General features: G+C 73.3%; 15 protein-coding genes. 10 read left to right on the forward strand and 5 right to left on the reverse strand.

All coding sequences use genetic code 11. The features are described from left to right. Both E1281_RS27205 and E1281_RS27210 read right to left on the reverse strand, forming a co-directional pair. Positions 1-239 (reverse strand): hypothetical protein (locus E1281_RS27205; protein WP_131882565.1); only part of this gene is annotated, 239 nt, incomplete at its 3' end. A 47-nt stretch (positions 240-286) separates the two neighbouring features. Continuing rightward, complete coding sequence (locus E1281_RS27210) at positions 287-1,753, reverse strand: glycosyltransferase (RefSeq protein WP_347813314.1); 1,467 nt, start codon at positions 1,751-1,753, stop codon at positions 287-289. On the opposite strand from E1281_RS27210, the gene E1281_RS27215 reads away from it, so the two are divergent. The 4 genes from E1281_RS27215 (at position 1,683) to murA (ending at position 4,259) form a co-directional block, all read left to right on the forward strand. After that, positions 1,683-2,324, forward strand: coding sequence for a TetR/AcrR family transcriptional regulator (locus E1281_RS27215; RefSeq protein ID WP_165959127.1), 642 nt, complete (start codon positions 1,683-1,685; stop codon positions 2,322-2,324). The two genes, E1281_RS27210 and E1281_RS27215, sit on opposite strands and share 71 nt — an antisense overlap. 113 nt (positions 2,325-2,437) lie before the next feature. Further along, the gene (locus E1281_RS27220) at positions 2,438-2,617 is read left to right on the forward strand and encodes a hypothetical protein (protein ID WP_207943517.1); all 180 of its coding nucleotides are present in this window, start codon (positions 2,438-2,440) and stop codon (positions 2,615-2,617) included. A 49-nt stretch (positions 2,618-2,666) separates the two neighbouring features. Then, positions 2,667-2,867, forward strand: coding sequence for a hypothetical protein (locus E1281_RS27225; protein ID WP_131882568.1), 201 nt, complete (start codon positions 2,667-2,669; stop codon positions 2,865-2,867). Between the two features lie 90 nt (positions 2,868-2,957). After that, on the forward strand, positions 2,958-4,259 hold the full coding sequence (gene murA, locus E1281_RS27230) for a UDP-N-acetylglucosamine 1-carboxyvinyltransferase (protein WP_131882569.1): 1,302 nt from the start codon (positions 2,958-2,960) through the stop codon (positions 4,257-4,259). On the opposite strand, the gene E1281_RS27235 is transcribed toward murA, so the two are convergent. Next, positions 4,256-4,789 carry a hypothetical protein gene (locus E1281_RS27235; RefSeq protein ID WP_131882570.1) on the reverse strand — a complete coding sequence of 178 codons (534 nt, stop codon included), beginning with the start codon at positions 4,787-4,789 and terminating at the stop codon, positions 4,256-4,258. The genes murA and E1281_RS27235 overlap by 4 nt on opposite strands. A gap of 88 nt (positions 4,790-4,877) precedes the next feature. Between E1281_RS27235 and E1281_RS27240 the strand changes: the two genes are divergently transcribed. The 5 genes from E1281_RS27240 to E1281_RS27260 all read left to right on the forward strand — a co-directional run bounded on the left by E1281_RS27240 (position 4,878) and on the right by E1281_RS27260 (position 12,319). Further along, positions 4,878-6,038, forward strand: a complete 1,161-nt coding sequence (locus E1281_RS27240; RefSeq protein WP_131882571.1) for a cytochrome P450 — start codon at positions 4,878-4,880, stop codon at positions 6,036-6,038. A gap of 49 nt (positions 6,039-6,087) precedes the next feature. Next, positions 6,088-6,948, forward strand: coding sequence for a hypothetical protein (locus E1281_RS27245; RefSeq protein WP_131882572.1), 861 nt, complete (start codon positions 6,088-6,090; stop codon positions 6,946-6,948). Between the two features lie 99 nt (positions 6,949-7,047). After that, positions 7,048-8,649, forward strand: a complete 1,602-nt coding sequence (locus E1281_RS27250; RefSeq protein WP_131882573.1) for an acyl--CoA ligase family protein — start codon at positions 7,048-7,050, stop codon at positions 8,647-8,649. A 132-nt stretch (positions 8,650-8,781) separates the two neighbouring features. Beyond that, entirely contained in the window at positions 8,782-10,353 is a 1,572-nt protein-coding gene (locus tag E1281_RS27255) for an FAD-dependent monooxygenase (protein ID WP_131882574.1), read from the forward strand. Further along, a complete protein-coding gene (locus E1281_RS27260) occupies positions 10,328-12,319 on the forward strand; it encodes an aconitate hydratase (RefSeq protein ID WP_131882575.1) in 1,992 nt (663 codons plus the stop codon). Before E1281_RS27255 ends, E1281_RS27260 begins: the two co-directional genes overlap by 26 nt. A gap of 73 nt (positions 12,320-12,392) precedes the next feature. Here the strand turns inward: E1281_RS27260 and E1281_RS27265 are convergent, their stop codons facing one another. Continuing rightward, positions 12,393-12,800, reverse strand: a complete 408-nt coding sequence (locus tag E1281_RS27265) for a DUF2795 domain-containing protein (protein ID WP_131882576.1) — start codon at positions 12,798-12,800, stop codon at positions 12,393-12,395. A gap of 115 nt (positions 12,801-12,915) precedes the next feature. Here E1281_RS27265 and E1281_RS27270 point away from each other — a divergent pair, with 115 nt between their 5' ends. Further along, positions 12,916-13,266 (forward strand): hypothetical protein, encoded by a 351-nt coding sequence (locus E1281_RS27270; protein WP_131882577.1) that lies wholly within the window; start codon positions 12,916-12,918, stop codon positions 13,264-13,266. Between the two features lie 31 nt (positions 13,267-13,297). Here E1281_RS27270 and E1281_RS27275 read toward each other — a convergent pair. Next, the coding region (locus tag E1281_RS27275) for a cytochrome P450 (protein WP_131882578.1) at positions 13,298-14,663 on the reverse strand (1,366 nt) is incomplete at its 5' end.

The following is a 14,663-nucleotide window of genomic DNA, read 5'->3' on the forward strand; positions in this document are numbered from 1 at the left end:
CCCCCGCGTAGGGCGAACGGCGTGTGCAGCACCGCCCCGGTCACGACGACGGTGAAGAAGAAAGCGAGGATGAAGAATGCGTCGTCGCCCAGGGTGTCGCGAGCATCGCCGATCCCTGCGACACCCTGCTCGGACCAGACGTACAGCAATGCGACGAACGTCACCGCGACGATGAACGTGACGACGGCGACCGTCCAGCGAGCGGCCTTGCCCGCCGCGCCCGGCCTGAAGTGCTGCATGGCGACCTTCCTTGATCTGTTCATCGAGAGTGGTGGGGCTCACGTGGTCAGAGGCGGGCGATGGCTTTGGCCACGTGCCCGGCACCGTCCTCCTCGGCGAGGCGTTCGCTGATCTCACGGGCCCGTCCGCGCTGGGAAGGCGCTTCGCCCAGGGCCTGGGCGAGCCTGCCGGCGCTCAGCCGCCGCACGGGGCCGAGGTTGGAGCCGGCACCGAGCCCGGTCACGCGTGAGGCCCAGAACGGCTGGTCGGCGGCGCTGGGGGCGATGATCGTCGGGACGCCCGCGCGGAGCCCGGCGGCGGTGGTGCCGGCACCGCCGTGATGCACGACCGCGGCCATGCGGGGGAACAACCACTCGTGCGGGACGTCCCCGATGCTGAGGATGTCCTCGCGGCTACCGGCCGCGAGTTCTCCCCACCCGGCCTGGATCACGCCGCGCACCCCGGCTTGGCGCAGGGCGGCCGCCACCAGTTCGCCCATGCGCGCCCCATCGCCGACGTTCATGCTGCCGAATCCGACGAAGACCGGCGGGGGCCCCGCATCGAGAAAGTCGGTCAGGCGCTCGGGCGGCCGCCAATCCGGGTCGGACTTCGGCCACCAGTAGCCCACCGTCTCGCGTTCCGGCGGCCAGTCGGCGGGACGGGGCACGACCAGCGGACTGAAGCCGTAATGCACGGGCCAGCCCGTCCGGTCCAGCCGGCGGAACAGCGCGGCGGGGCCCAGGGGCGGCAGATCCAGGCGCTTACGCAGGTCCTTCACCACCGAGCGGAACGGGAGCTGCCCCGCGACCCGCATCGCCCTGGCGGCCGTACGGTTGCCGACCGGGCCCAGCGAGCGGGTGGTCAGGACCGCGGGCGCGAACTCGCGGGTCGGATCCATCGGCTGGAGGTAGACGCCCAGGCTGGGGATGCCCAGCCCCTCGGCCACGTGAAGGCCGAGCCAGCCCATCGTCGACAGCAGGAGCAGGTCGGCGCCCTGTGCCGCGGCCAGGGTCGCGTCGGCCATCCGCGACCAGTGCCGGGCGTACATCCGCGCGAACCGCGCCAGCGCCAGGGGGGAGGTGCGAAGGACGCGCCCGCCCTCGGCGGACGTCAACTCCGCACGCAGATCCATCGGCAGCGGCCGGTACTCCAGCCCGCAGCCGCGCACCAGCCCGCCCAAGGGCTCGTGCGCCGCGATGACCACCTCATGGCCTGCCTGTTGCAGGCGCGCCCCCAGCCCCGTGTACGGAGCCACGTCTCCACGCGACCCCACCGCGACGATCACTATTCGCATCCGCAGGTTCCCTCTTTCCGATGACTGCGCGACCCGGACGCGGCCCTGGCGGCCGCACGCCGCGGAACGCGGCCATGGCCAGGATCCAGCGCTCTTGAGGTATAGAATCAGAGAGTGTCTGAGTTTGGAGGCTATATGGTTCTGGTGGTCGTTGGATACCGTGTGCCGTATGGGTGCTGGTACGGGTGAGCGCGTCGGGCTCCGCGAACGCAAGAAGATGCGGACGCGGCGGCTGCTCATCGAGACGGGGCTGCGGTCGTTCGCCGAGAAGGGGTACGAGGCCACCACCGTCGCCGACATCTGCGCGGTGGCCAAGGTGGCGCCGGCGACGTTCTACGCCTACTTTCCGGCGAAGCAGGACCTGGTGTTCGCCGACGGGCCGGAACGGGTGGAGGCGCTGCTGCGGGTCATCGCCGGGAGGCGCCCGGACGAGTCCCTGCACGCTCTCCTCATGAGAGGAGTCGAACGGTTCACGGTCGACCGGGACTGGACCATCCTGCCCGACGAGGACCTGATCGCGATCCGGGCCGAGCTGGTCTTCACCGTCCCGGCACTGCGAGCGGTCGCGCTCGGGCAACTGCTGGACGCGCAGGCCGAATGGTCCGAGGCCTTGGCCCGGGCATTCCCGGAGGTGCTCGACGAGCCGACCGCGCACGCCGTCATCGGCTCGCTGGTGGGCGCGGTGATCGGCGGTGCCGTGGCGCACCTCCGCCGGGGAGCTCCGCTCGCGCAGTTGCCGGCCGCGGTGATGCGGGCCGCGGAAACGGCACTGAACGGTCTCCCGCAGGACCCCGGCCGGACCGCTGTCTGACCCCTGGAGCGCGAGGCCTGGGCCCCGGCCTGGCCTTGATGACGCGGACGCAGGTGATCCGTGCCTGCGTCGCCGGGGTCGAGGCAAGGGCCGTGCCTGGAAGGAAGGCGGTAATGCCGGCGCTGAGCACAGCGATCTCCTATGTGTGGCGTGGCCCCATCACCGATGACGAGATGGTCGATCTGGTCCGGTCGCACGGCGGCCGGGCCGTCGCCGGCTGGTGGAACCGGATCAGCCGGCACAGTCTCGGCTGGGTGGCCGCCCGCGACGGTGAAGGGCTCCTGTCAGCGTGAAGGGGCATCTGCACTGGCCCGTCCGCCCGCGTCGCGGGGGGCGGCATCCGTGGGCCGTCCGGTTGACCATGGTCGCCGGTCCTGTCCTGGCTCCCGGTCCAAGGAGCCGGAACTGGCCGAGCACGCGGCCGCCGGCCTTGGCCCCCGCATGTTCAGCGTGTCCGCGCCGCCCGACGTCGAGCAGACCTTCGCCCGCGGGCTGGACCGGCTGCTCGACGGCCTCGCTCCCGTGATCGAGGACGGCCACTGACCGGGCCGGAGCGGCGGATAAAGCGTGACGTTGATGGCGGTTGCGGTGAAGCCGGGCGAGTGGTTCGCGGTGAGGACGTAGGCTGCTCGGGTGGCTGAGAAGTTGTGGCAGATCGAACCGTCAGGGCCGTTGCGCGGGGACGTCACCGTGCGGGGGGCGAAGAACGCGGTCAGCAAGCACATGGTCGCGGCGATGCTGGGGGACGGCCCGAGCACGATCGGCAACGCCCCGGACGTCGGCGAGGTCGGGATCACGGCCGGGATGCTTGAGCACGTCGGCATGACCGTGGAGCGGGCCGACGGGGACGTGACCGTCGTGCCGGGCCCCGTGACGGACCCGAGCGTCGGCAAGGCGTTCACCGGGCTGAACCGCATCCCGATCCTGATGCTCGGGCCGCTCCTGCATCTGACGGGCGAGGCGTTCGTGCCGCTGGTCGGCGGCGACCCGATCGGCAGGCGGCCGGTCGACTTCCATGTGGACGCGCTCAGGGCGTTCGGGGCCGAGATGACGCACGCGGCCGACGGGATCCACGCGCGGGCGTCGCGCCTCGTGGGGGCGCGGATCGAGCTGCCGTATCCCAGCGTCGGCGCCACCGAGACGGTGCTGCTGGCGGCCGTGCGGGCGCAGGGCAAGACCGTCATCCGCAACGCCGCCACCGAGCCGGAGATCATCGAGCTGGCGCTGTTCCTCCAGCGGATGGGGGCGCGGATCTCCTTCGCGCCCGACCGCCGGATCGTGGTGGAGGGCGTCGAGCGGCTGAACGGTGCGCTGACCCGGCTGGAGGGCGACCGGATCGAGGCGTTCTCCTACCTGGTGGCGGGGCTGGTCACGCGGGGAGAGGTGCGGGTGCACGGCTGCCCGCAGGACCGGCTGGTCACCGCGATCACGACGCTGGCCAGGATGGGCGCCGAGTTCGAGATCACCGATGACTGGATCATGGCGTCGGCGCCGGACGGGCTGAGTCCCGCGGCCGTGCAGACCGACACCCATCCCGGCTTCGCGACGGACTGGCAGACGCCCCTGATGGTGCTGTTCACGCAGGCGGAGGGCATGTCCGTCCTGCACGAGACCGTGTACGAGAACCGGCTCGCCTACGTGCCGGCGCTGCAGAGCATGGGCGCGGAGATCGAGGTCTACGACACCTGCCTCGGCGGTCCCGCGTGCCGGTACCACGACACGGCGGCGCTGCACTCGGCCGTCGTGCGGGGGGTCAGCAAGCTTCGCGGCGGTGACGTGACCATGCCCGACATCCGGGCCGGGTTCTCGGCGGTGCTGGCGGCGGCGGTGGCCGAGGGGCCGTCGACGCTGCGGGGCGTCCACCACATCGAGCGCGGCTACCACCGGCCGGTGGAGCAGTTCCGTGCGCTGGGGCTCGCGCTCCGGGCGGGCTAGCGGTTCACGTTCACGGTCGTGTCCGGCCAGGTGAAGGTGAGCGAGCCGCCTACGGGCAGGTCGCGCCAGAGCGGCGCCGACTCGTCCAGGCGGTTCAGGATGCGGTCGACGGTGGGCAGGTCCTCGGGCGGGACCGACTTGCCGTCGGCCCACCCGGGCGTCTCGGCGCCGGCGCGGTGGCGCCAGACGACGTCGCACAGGCCCGCGAAGTACTCCGAGCGGGCCATGTCGCCGCGGTCCGCCCTGGCGAGGGACGCCTCGCGCTTCTTCATCCTGCGCTGTTCCCGGGTCCGGCGGCGCGGATCGCCGGGCGTATCGGTCATCGCCGTGAAGCCGCCGCCGCCCGCCGCGGCCCGTCCGTAGACGCCGAACCTCAGCCCCAGTTCCGCTTCGGCCAGATAGTGGACGAGGTCGTGCGGGATGTTCTCGTCGAACCCGGGCGCGGGGTCCCAGCGGCGGGGATTCAGCCCCGGAAGGGCGATGACGGTCGCGTACCGGCGTTCACCCGTACGTTCGAAGGTGACCTCCATGCCGGCAGGCTAGGCCGGGCGATTCCCCGCGCGCATCCCCTTTCTGGCGGTACTACGGTGGGTTGATCGTCGGCGTGGAGGGAGGACCGTGGACTTCGACCGTCAGGACCCCTATCCCCATTACGCGCGGGCCAGGAAGGCCGAAGGGCTGACGTTCGTCCCCGATCTGGACGCGTGGCTCGTCGCCCGGCACGCCGACGCGCGGACGGTGCTGCGCGATCCGGAGACCTTCTCCTCGGCGAACGCGATGCGCCCGGACGTGGTCCCGGGCCCGGAGGCGGTGGCGGTGCTGCAGGAGGTTCCGGCGGGCCGTCCGGTCGTGCTCACCGCCGACGGCGACGATCACCGGCGGGTGCGCGATCCGCTCTCGCGGGGGCTCTCGCCGAAGCGCGTCGCGGCGGCCGTGCCCTTCATCGCCGGGCGGGCGGAGGAGCTGGTCGCCTCGTTCAGGGCGGAACGGCGCGTCGAGCTGATGGGGCGGTACGCACGGGTCCTGCCGGGCGAGGTGCTCGGGCACCTGCTCGGCATCGCCCCCGCGGACATGCCCGCCCTGATCGAGGGGAGCTACCGCGCCGAGGACCTGGTCTTCCGCGAGATGGAGACGGACGAGCAGGTCGCGGCGGCCCGGGACGTCGCCGGCATGAAGCGGGTCCTGGACGCCCTCGTGCGCGGCCGCGACGGGGAACCGGGCGACGATCTGTGCGGCGAGATGATCAGGGGGATCGAGCCGCACGGCACGCTCATCTCGAACCTGCAGAACCTGCTGCTCGCCGGCCACCTGACGACGACCGCCCTGATCGGCACGGCCGTGCTGCATCTGCTGCGCCACCGGAGGCAGTGGGAGATGCTGTGCGGCCGGCCCGGGCTGATCCCGGCCGCGGTCGAGGAGGCGGCCCGGTACGACACGGCCGTCCAGGGCTTCCGGCGGGTCACCACCCGTCCCGTCACTCTGGCGGGAACCCATCTGCCCGAGGGCGCCGAAATCTTCGTCGCCTTCGGCGCGGCCGGACGCGACCCCGGCGCCCATGAACGCCCCGACGAGTTCGACATCACACGCGAGCCCGCGCGGCACCTGGCGTTCGGGCACGGCGTCCACGCGTGCCCCGGCGCGCACCTCGCCCGCGAGCAGCTCCGGATCACGCTGGAGACGCTGACCAGGGAACTGCCCGGCCTGCGGCTGGAAGGACCGGTGGAGATGCTGCCCAACCTCATCCATCGTTCGCCCAGGGAGCTCTTCCTTACCTGGTGATGGCCGAAAGCTACAAGACGGATGCGGAGGCGGCGGCCACGCTGGAGTCATGAACCTTGACAAGGCATCCGACTTCATGGCCACGCACGCGCGCACGCTCGACCGCCGCCGGTTCGAGGTCCTGACCGGTGAGGGGGACCGGGACGCGCTGCGCGCCGCACTGAACGCCTACCGCAACCCCGACGGCGGCTACGGCCACGGCCTTGAGCCCGACCTCCGGTCGAGGACGAGCCAGCCGGGGCCCGCCCTGCACGCGTTCGAGGTCTTCGCGGAACTGGCCCCCGCCACGGTCCCCGAGGCCGCCGCGCTCTGCGACTGGCTGGAGTCGGTGACGCTGCCGGACGGCGGCCTGCCGTTCGCGCTGCCCATCCCCGACGCGGCGGGGTGCGCGCCGTTCTGGTCGGGCGCCGATCCGGAGGTCTCGTCGCTGCAGATCACCGCGGTGGTGGCGGCGAACGCGCAGCGCGCCGCCGTCCACGACAAGGCGGTCGCCGGCCATCCCTGGCTCGGCCGGGCCACGCGCTACTGCCTCGACACCGTGCGGACGAAGGACGAACTTGGGGCCATGGAACTGGCCTTCACCGTGGGGTTGGCCGACGCCGTCCGCGACACCGAGGTCATCGAGCTGCTCCGCAACCGCATCCCGGAGGACGGCCTCGTCCGTGTCGAGGGCGGGCTGGAGGACGAGACGATGCGGCCGCTCGACTTCGCGCCTCATCCCGGCGGCCCGGCGCGTGCCCTCTTCGCCCCGGAGGTCATTGCCGCCGAGCTGCAACGCCTGGACGACCAGCAGCAGGACGACGGCGGCTGGCGGGTCGACTTCGCCAGCTACTCGCCCGCCGCGGAACTGGAGTGGCGCGGCTACGCGACCGTCGCCGCCGTGTCCCTGCTGACCGCCGCCGGAGGCTGAGCGCGGCCCGCCGGGGCGGCGGGTCCGGCGCGGGGCCGCGCACCGTGGGATGATTGAGACACAGGTCACATCCCTCTCCCGCGGCACCGGAGGCTTCCGATGGACGACGGCCCAGGCCACACGGCGCTCACCCCGCTCGCCTTCCTCAAGCGGTCGGCGGAGGTGTTCCCGGGCAAGACCGCCTACACCTACGGGGACCGCCGCGCGACCTACGGGGAGTTCGCGGCGGAGGCGACCCGGCTCGCGAACGCGCTGCGGGCGTCGGGCATCGGGCCGGGCGACCGGGTGGCCTACCTGGCGCCGAACGTCCCCGAGCTGCTGGTGGCGCACTTCGGCGTGCCGCTGGCCGGGGCCGTCCTCGTCGCGATCAACACGCGGCTGGCCCCCGGGGAGATCCAGTACATCCTCGACCATTCGGGGGCGAAGGCGCTGGTCGTGGACGCGGGACTGCATCCGTCCGTGGCGCCGCTCGCGGGCGGCCTGCCCGAGGTCGTCACGATCCCGGCCATCGGGGCCGAGCCCGACCCGGCGGTCGGTGGCGCCACCTACGAGGAGCTGCTGGCACGCGGCTCGGACGATCCGCTGCCCTGGCGGGCGGCCGACGAGAACGCCCCCATCTCGATCAACTACACGTCCGGCACCACGGGACGGCCGAAGGGCGTCGTCTACACCCACCGCGGCGCGTACCTCAACGCGCTCGGCGAGGTGACGCACTCGCGGCACACGCCCGAGAGCGTCTATCTGTGGACGCTCCCCATGTTCCACTGCAACGGATGGTGCACGCCGTGGGCGCTCGCCGCGATCGGGGGGACGCAGGTGTGCCTGCGCGCCGTCGTCGCCGCCGAGGTGTGGCGGCTCATCGACACCGAGGGCGTCACGCACCTCAACGGCGCGCCGACCGTGCTGGTGACGATCGCGAACGCGCCCGAGGCGCATCCGCTGGAGCGGCCGCTGACCGTCACGACCGCGGGCGCGCCGCCGAGCCCCACGGTCATCGGGCAGATGGAGGCGCTCGGGGCCGGCATCGTCCACGTGTACGGGCTGACCGAGACCTACGGGCCGTACTCGGTGTGCGAGCCCCAGCCCGGATGGCCCGCGATGCCCGCGCCGGAGCGGGCCCGGCTGCTGGCCCGGCAGGGCGTCGGCATGATCCAGACCGACGGGCTGCGCGTCGTCGACGAGGACATGAACGACGTCCCGGCGGACGGGGAGACGCTCGGCGAGATCGTCATGCGCGGCAACAACGTCATGAAGGGCTACCACCGTGACGAGGAGGCGACCGCGAAGGCGTTCCGGGGCGGCTGGTTCCACTCCGGCGACCTCGGCGTCCGCCACCCGGACGGATACGTCGAGCTGCGCGACCGGTCCAAGGACATCATCATCTCCGGCGGCGAGAACATCTCCACGGTCGAGGTGGAGCGCGCGATCGACTCGCATCCGGGCGTCCTGGAGGTCGCGGTCGTCGCGATGCCGGACGGGAAATGGGGCGAGCGCCCCAAGGCGTTCGTCGTGCTCCGCGACGGGCACTCCGCGACCGAGGCCGAGCTGGTCGGGCACGTCCGGGAGAGCCTCGCCCGGTTCAAGGCGCCCGACTCGGTGGAGTTCGTGACCGGGCTGCCGAAGACGTCCACCGGCAAGATCCAGAAGTTCCGGCTCCGGGAGCGGGTACGGGCGGGCGCGGACCGCCGCGTGCGGGGCTGACCGGCGGCGGGGGAAAGCGGCGAAAACGCCTGCCACGCGGCGGCTCCGGCAGGTGAGGAGCGGCGTTCCGTGGGAAGTGTTCCCAGGGCGAGGGGCCGGGGCCGCGGCCCGCGAGCGCGAGAGGGGAGCGTGATGTCGCCCACCGGGAGGCCGACCACGGGCAAGCCGTCGGGGAACGTGCTGATCGTCGGGGCGGGACCGACCGGCCTCCTGCTGGCGGGGGACCTGGCCTCGGCCGGGATCGGCTGCACGGTGCTGGAACGCCGCGACGAGGAGACGAGCAACCTGACGCGGGCGTTCGCCGTGCACGCCCGCACGCTGGAGATGCTGGACGCGCGGGGCGTCGCCGACGAACTCGTGGGGACGGGCGAGCGCGTCGGGGCCGTGCAGGTGCTGCGCACGACCAGCCTCGACCTTTCCCGGCTGCCGGGCCGCTTCCCGTACGTGCTGGTCACGCCGCAGTACGAGACCGAGCGCGTGCTGCGGGAACGGGCGCTGGCCGCGGGCGCGGAGATCGTGCACGGCGCCGAGGTCACCGGGCTGCGCCAGGACGCGGCGGGCGTCGACGTCGACGTGCGGATGTCCGGCGGCGAGCAGACCCGGCGGGCGTCCTACGTCGCCGGCACCGACGGGGTCCGCAGCACCGTCCGGCGCTCGCTGGGGCTGCCCTTCCCGGGCCACTCGGCGGTGCGGTCGGTGATGCTGGCCGACGTCCGGCTGGAGGACGCGCCCGCGGACGTCCTCACCGTCAACGCGGTCGGCGACGCGTTCGCGTTCCTGGCGCCGTTCGGCGACGGCTGGTACCGGGTGATCGCCTGGAACCGGCGCCACCAGCCGGCCGACTCCGAGCCCGTCGACATGGACGAGCTGCGGGACGTGACGCGCCGCGCGCTCGGCACCGACCACGGCATGCACGACCCGCGCTGGACGTCCCGCTTCCACAGCGACGAGCGCCAGGTTCCGAAGTACCGGGTCGGCCGCGTGTTCCTCGCGGGCGACGCCGCGCACGTCCATACGCCCGCGGGCGGGCAAGGCATGAACACCGGGATCCAGGACGCCGCGAACCTGGGATGGAAGCTGGCGGCCGAGCTGCGGGGCTGGGCGCCGTCGTGGCTGCTCGACAGCTACCACGAGGAGCGCCACCCGATCGGGCGCCTCGTCGTGCGCGGCAGCGGCGCGGCGCTGCGGTTCGTCCTCGCCGAGCCGCTCTGGCTGCGCCGGGCCCGGACCGCCGCGGCGTGGGCGGCGACCCGCACCCGGCCGGTCGCGCGGCGGCTGGCGGGCGCCGTCTCCGGCATCGACATCGCCTACCCGGCGCCGCGCGGTTCCCACCGGCTGACCGGGAGGCGGGCGCCGGACGTCCCGCTGGCGGGCAGCCCGGGACGGCTCTTCCGGCTGCTCGGCGACGGCGCCTTCGTGCTGGTGGTCGCGGCGAACGACCCGGCGGTGACCTACCTGGCGACCAAGCGGTGGGCCGGCCGCGTGCACTGCGCGCCGGCCGGCGCCGCGACCCGCACGACGGCGCTGGTGCGGCCGGACGGCTACATCGCGTGGGCGACCGACGAGACGGCGCCCGACCGGCGCGCGGCGGCGATCCGCGACGCCCTGAACCAGTGGTGCGGACCGCCCGCCGACCGGCCCGTCCACGAACCGCAGCCGATCGACGGAGGACTCGACCATGGCGGACGGCACCGAGGCACGTAGCACGGGGAAGCGCACCACGGGCGGCCGGAACGTCGCCCGCAAGCTGATCGCGTCGCATCTGGTGAGCGGCGAGATGACGCCCGGCGGCGAGATCGGCGTCCGCGTCGACCAGACGCTCACCCAGGACGCCACCGGCACGATGGTGATGCTGGAGCTGGAGGCCCTCGACCTGGACCGGGTCCGGACCGACGTGTCGGTCCAGTACGTCGACCACAACCTTCTCCAGGCCGACGAGCGCAACATGGCCGACCACATCTTCCTGCGGTCGGCGTGCCGCCGCTACGGCCTCTGGTACTCCAAGGCGGGCAACGGCGTCTCGCATCCCACGCACATGCAGCGGTTCGGGGTGCCCGGCGCCACGATGGTCGGCTCCGACTCCCACACCTGCGCCGCCGGGTCGCTCGGCATGCTCGCGGTCGGCGTCGGCGGGCTGGAGGTCGCGATGGCGATGGCGGGGGAGCCGCTGCACGTCACGATGCCGGAGGTCTGGGGCGTCCGGCTGACCGGCGAGCTTCCGCCGTGGCTGAGCGCCAAGGACGTGATCCTGGAGATGCTGCGGCGGCACGGCGTGCGCGGCGGCGTCAACCGCGTCATCGAGTACCACGGCCCCGGCCTCGCCTCGCTGACCGCGATGGACCGGCACGTCATCGCGAACATGGGCGCCGAGCTGGGCGCGACGACGACGGTGTTCCCGGCGGACGAGCGGGTCCGGGAGTTCCTGCGCGGCGAGGGACGCGAGGACGACTTCACCGAGATCGTCGCCGATCCGGACGCGGCCTACGACGTCACCGAGGAGATCGACCTGTCGTCGCTGGAGCCGCTGATCGCCCGCCCCGGCTCGCCCGGCGACGTCGTGCCGGTGCGCGAGGTGGCGGGGGAGGAGGTCCACCAGGTCGTCGTCGGTTCGTCGGCGAACCCGGGCCTGCGCGACTTCGCGTCCGTCGCCGCGATCGTCAAGGGCCGGCAGGTGCCGCCGCAGGTGTCGCTGGACGTCAACCCGACGTCCCGGCAGATCCTCGTCGACCTGACCCGGACGGGTGCGACCGCGGACCTGATCCAGGCGGGCGCCCGCATCCACCAGGCGGGGTGCCTCGGCTGCATCGGCATGGGGCAGGCGCCCGCGATCGGCCGCAACAGCCTCCGGACGTTCCCGCGCAACTTCCCGGGCCGGTCCGGTACCAAGGACGACCGGGTCTGGCTCTGCTCACCCGAGACCGCCGCCGCGGCCGCGCTCACCAGCCGGATCACCGACCCGCGCGACCTGGACATGGACCCGCCCGCCGTCCGGCTGCCGGACAGGTCCAGCGTCAACCGGGAGATGCTCGAAGGCCCGCCGCCGGAGGAGGAGGCCCGCGCCGTCGAGCTGGAGAAGGCGCCGAGCATCGGCGTCCTCCCCGACCTGGACCCGCTGCCCGACGAACTCGAGGTCCCGGTCGTCATCAAGGTCGGCGACGACGTGTCCACCGACGAGATCCTCCAGGCGGGCGCGCGCGCCCTCCCGTACCGCAGCGACATCGCCAGGCTGGCGGACTTCGCGTTCACCCGGCTCGACGAGGGCTACCCGGAGCGGGCGCGGGCGGCCGGGCCGCACGCCGTGGTCGGCGGCCGCAACTACGGGCAGGGCTCCTCGCGCGAGCACGCCGCGATCGCGCCCCGCCACCTCGGGCTCCGGCTGGTCCTCGTCCGCGGGTACGCCCGCATCCACTGGCAGAACCTCGTCAACTTCGGGATCCTGCCGCTCGAATTCGCCGACGAGGCCGGCTACGACCGTGTCGAGCAGGGCGACGTCCTGCGCATCCGGAACGTCCGCGACGCACTGAAGGCGGGGAACGAGGTCGAGGTGCGCAACACCACCAAGGGCGAGACGTACCGGGCGCGGCACCGCCTGTCGCCGCGGCAGCGGGACCTGGTCGCCGCCGGCGGCCAGATCCCGCTGCTCCGCGAACGCGCCGCCGCGGGGCGGTGAACCCCGCGGCGGCCTGGCCGGTGACAGGTCGGCCGGTGACAGGTCGGCCGGTGACAGGTCACTCGGTGACGGGTCAGTAGCGGCGTTCCTCGCGGCCGTAGCCGAGTTCCTCCGCCACGTCGGCGACGTTCTCGTACTCGCGCCGGGGCAGGGACCGCAGGGCCTCGACCGCCTCGTCCGGTGCGCCGCCCTCGGCCGCGTGCCGGACCAGCTCGTTCGGCCGCGCCGGGTACCGGACGCCGGTGAGCATCCGGGCCAGGGCGCTGCGCTCCTCGACGTCCCGCCCGCTCATCCCGGGCGGGGAGCCCTCGCGCTCGCCGGCGACGTTCTCGACCGGGTCCCCGGGGTCGTCGTCGGAGTAGGGCTCGGTCTCCCGGAACTCCTCCGCGCGGGTGGGGTGACCGCCGCTGACCATGCCCCGCGTCTCGCGGTCGATCTCGTCGTCCAGCTTCGCGCCGTGCTTATCGCTCTTGTCTGGCATCGTGTGATTCGTCCTCCCTGCGCGCCTACGGAGGAGAGCGTTCCCGGGCGGACGTGCCCAAACATGGCCCGATCCCGGGGACCGGGCCCCGGCCGCGGGCGGTACGGTGTGGCGCATGCTGCCGCAGGAGGGCGTGAACGCCGTTCGGGTCGTGGTCGCCCTGCTGGTCGGGGGCGACTACGCGGAACTGGAGACGCTGACCGAGGGGCGCCGGCTCAGCGCGTCCGACATGTCCGGCGCGATCGGGGGACGCGGGCTCGATCTGATCAGCCCGCCGGACAGTGCCTTCGACGGGATCGAGGTGACCGGCGTCGAGCAGGCCGCCGGCGAAGGGCGGGCCTTCCACGTGGCGTTCCCGCTGTGGACGGCGCAGGAGGGGCGCTCCGCCCTGGAGTTGCGGCTCACGCTCTCGGAGTTCATGGACGGCGTGTGGACCGTGGAGCTGGACGGTATCGGCGCGCCCTGACCCGTCCGGGCGGCTCCCGGGCCCGCCCGCCTCAGGGCTGGGACAGGCGCATGATCCGCAGGACGCGCCGGACCAGCGACCTTGACTCGGTCTCGGCCGAGGCGTCCTGCCCGGGCGCCGCCTCCGCCTCGGCGGGCGCCGCGGGCGGCGGCTCGGGCGAGTCCGCGGCCAGCTCGTAGTTGACCGGTAGCGACCGCAGCCCGCGCATCATGGGCGACGACCGCCAGGGAAGCTGGTCGGCGGGCAGCGCGAGCCGCAGCGCCGAGAACCGCTCGAACAGCCGCTCCACCGCGATCGTGGTGATGGTCGTGGCGAGGTCGCGGCCGATGCAGGCGTGCGGCCCCGCGCCCCAGGCCAGATGCGCGCGGGAGCTGTAGATCGCGTCGGGGTCCATGGCGCCGGTGAACGCCGGGTCCAGGTGCGCGGCGGCGGGCGAGAGCATGACCGGGTCCCCGGCGGCGATCAGGAACCGGCCGACGCGCACGTCGGTCTTCGGCCACCGGAACGTCAGGTTGGCCATCGGCGGGCTGATGATCGCGGCCCGGTTGACCGCCTCCGGCAGCATCCCGGCGGAGATGCTGTCGCGGACCCCCGTCTCCCCGAGGATCACCTCGGCGATCGTGTTGCAGGTCAGCGTTCCGGTGTAGTCGCCGACCAGCCCGATCAGCATGGTCATCTCGCGGGTGAGCTCGTCGACGGTCAGGTCGGGGACCGCGGCGAGCATGTAGGACGGGAGGTCCTCACCGGGTGAGGTCATCTTGGCCGCGCAGACACCGGCGACCTCGGTGGAGAGGCGCAACGCGGCCTCGGCGGCGTCCGGCCCGGCGTCCAGCATCCGCCACATGTCCATGATGATCTCGTCGCCGCGGCCGGACTGGGCGCCGAGCAGCCGGTTCACGATCATCAGCGGCAGCGGCCGGGCGTACTGCGCCGACAGGTCGGCCCAGCCGCTGCGGCCGCCGCTCTCCGACAGCACGGTGATCAGTTCGTCGGCGTACCGCCTGATGTCGCGCTCCAGCTCCTTGGCCTGCGTCCGCGTGCGGTCCTGGAACGGTCGCAGGCCCTCGCTCCACGCGCCGCGCAGCCGGGTGAGCTCGGCGCCGTCGCGGAACACCGAGTTGTCGACCTCGAACGCCGGCAGCAGCGGCCAGTCGGCGGGGACGCGGCCCTCCCTGCGCGCCCGCCAGGAGTCGAGCCGCTTGCTCCAGATCCCCCGCGTGTCGCGCAGGATGTCCAGCGTCTGCGGGTAGCCGATGACGAGCCACGCGGGAACCCCGAGGACGTCCACGGGCGCGACCGGACCGTACTCGGCGCGCAGCCGCTGGTAGAACACGGCGGGACGGGACTCGTAGTCGCGGTTCACCAGCGGCTGGACGGCGAGCGACTCCAGCGGCGGG

This window comes from Actinomadura sp. KC345 (genome assembly GCF_004348515.1).
Taxonomy (GTDB): Bacteria; Actinomycetota; Actinomycetes; order Streptosporangiales; family Streptosporangiaceae; genus Spirillospora.

Excerpts from the sequence above, each read along its gene's own strand:
- E1281_RS27215 (WP_165959127.1), top strand. The coding sequence starts at position 1,683 with ATGGGTGCTGGTACGGGTGAGCGCGTCGGGCTCCGCGAACGCAAGAAG.
- E1281_RS27210 (WP_347813314.1), bottom strand. The coding sequence starts at position 1,753 with ATGAGCAGCCGCCGCGTCCGCATCTTCTTGCGTTCGCGGAGCCCGACG.
- E1281_RS27220 (WP_207943517.1), top strand. The coding sequence starts at position 2,438 with ATGCCGGCGCTGAGCACAGCGATCTCCTATGTGTGGCGTGGCCCCATC.
- E1281_RS27235 (WP_131882570.1), bottom strand. The coding sequence starts at position 4,789 with ATGGAGGTCACCTTCGAACGTACGGGTGAACGCCGGTACGCGACCGTC.
- E1281_RS27245 (WP_131882572.1), top strand. The coding sequence starts at position 6,088 with ATGAACCTTGACAAGGCATCCGACTTCATGGCCACGCACGCGCGCACG.
- E1281_RS27250 (WP_131882573.1), top strand. The coding sequence starts at position 7,048 with ATGGACGACGGCCCAGGCCACACGGCGCTCACCCCGCTCGCCTTCCTC.
- E1281_RS27255 (WP_131882574.1), top strand. The coding sequence starts at position 8,782 with ATGTCGCCCACCGGGAGGCCGACCACGGGCAAGCCGTCGGGGAACGTG.
- E1281_RS27260 (WP_131882575.1), top strand. The coding sequence starts at position 10,328 with ATGGCGGACGGCACCGAGGCACGTAGCACGGGGAAGCGCACCACGGGC.
- E1281_RS27265 (WP_131882576.1), bottom strand. The coding sequence starts at position 12,800 with ATGCCAGACAAGAGCGATAAGCACGGCGCGAAGCTGGACGACGAGATC.
- E1281_RS27270 (WP_131882577.1), top strand. The coding sequence starts at position 12,916 with ATGCTGCCGCAGGAGGGCGTGAACGCCGTTCGGGTCGTGGTCGCCCTG.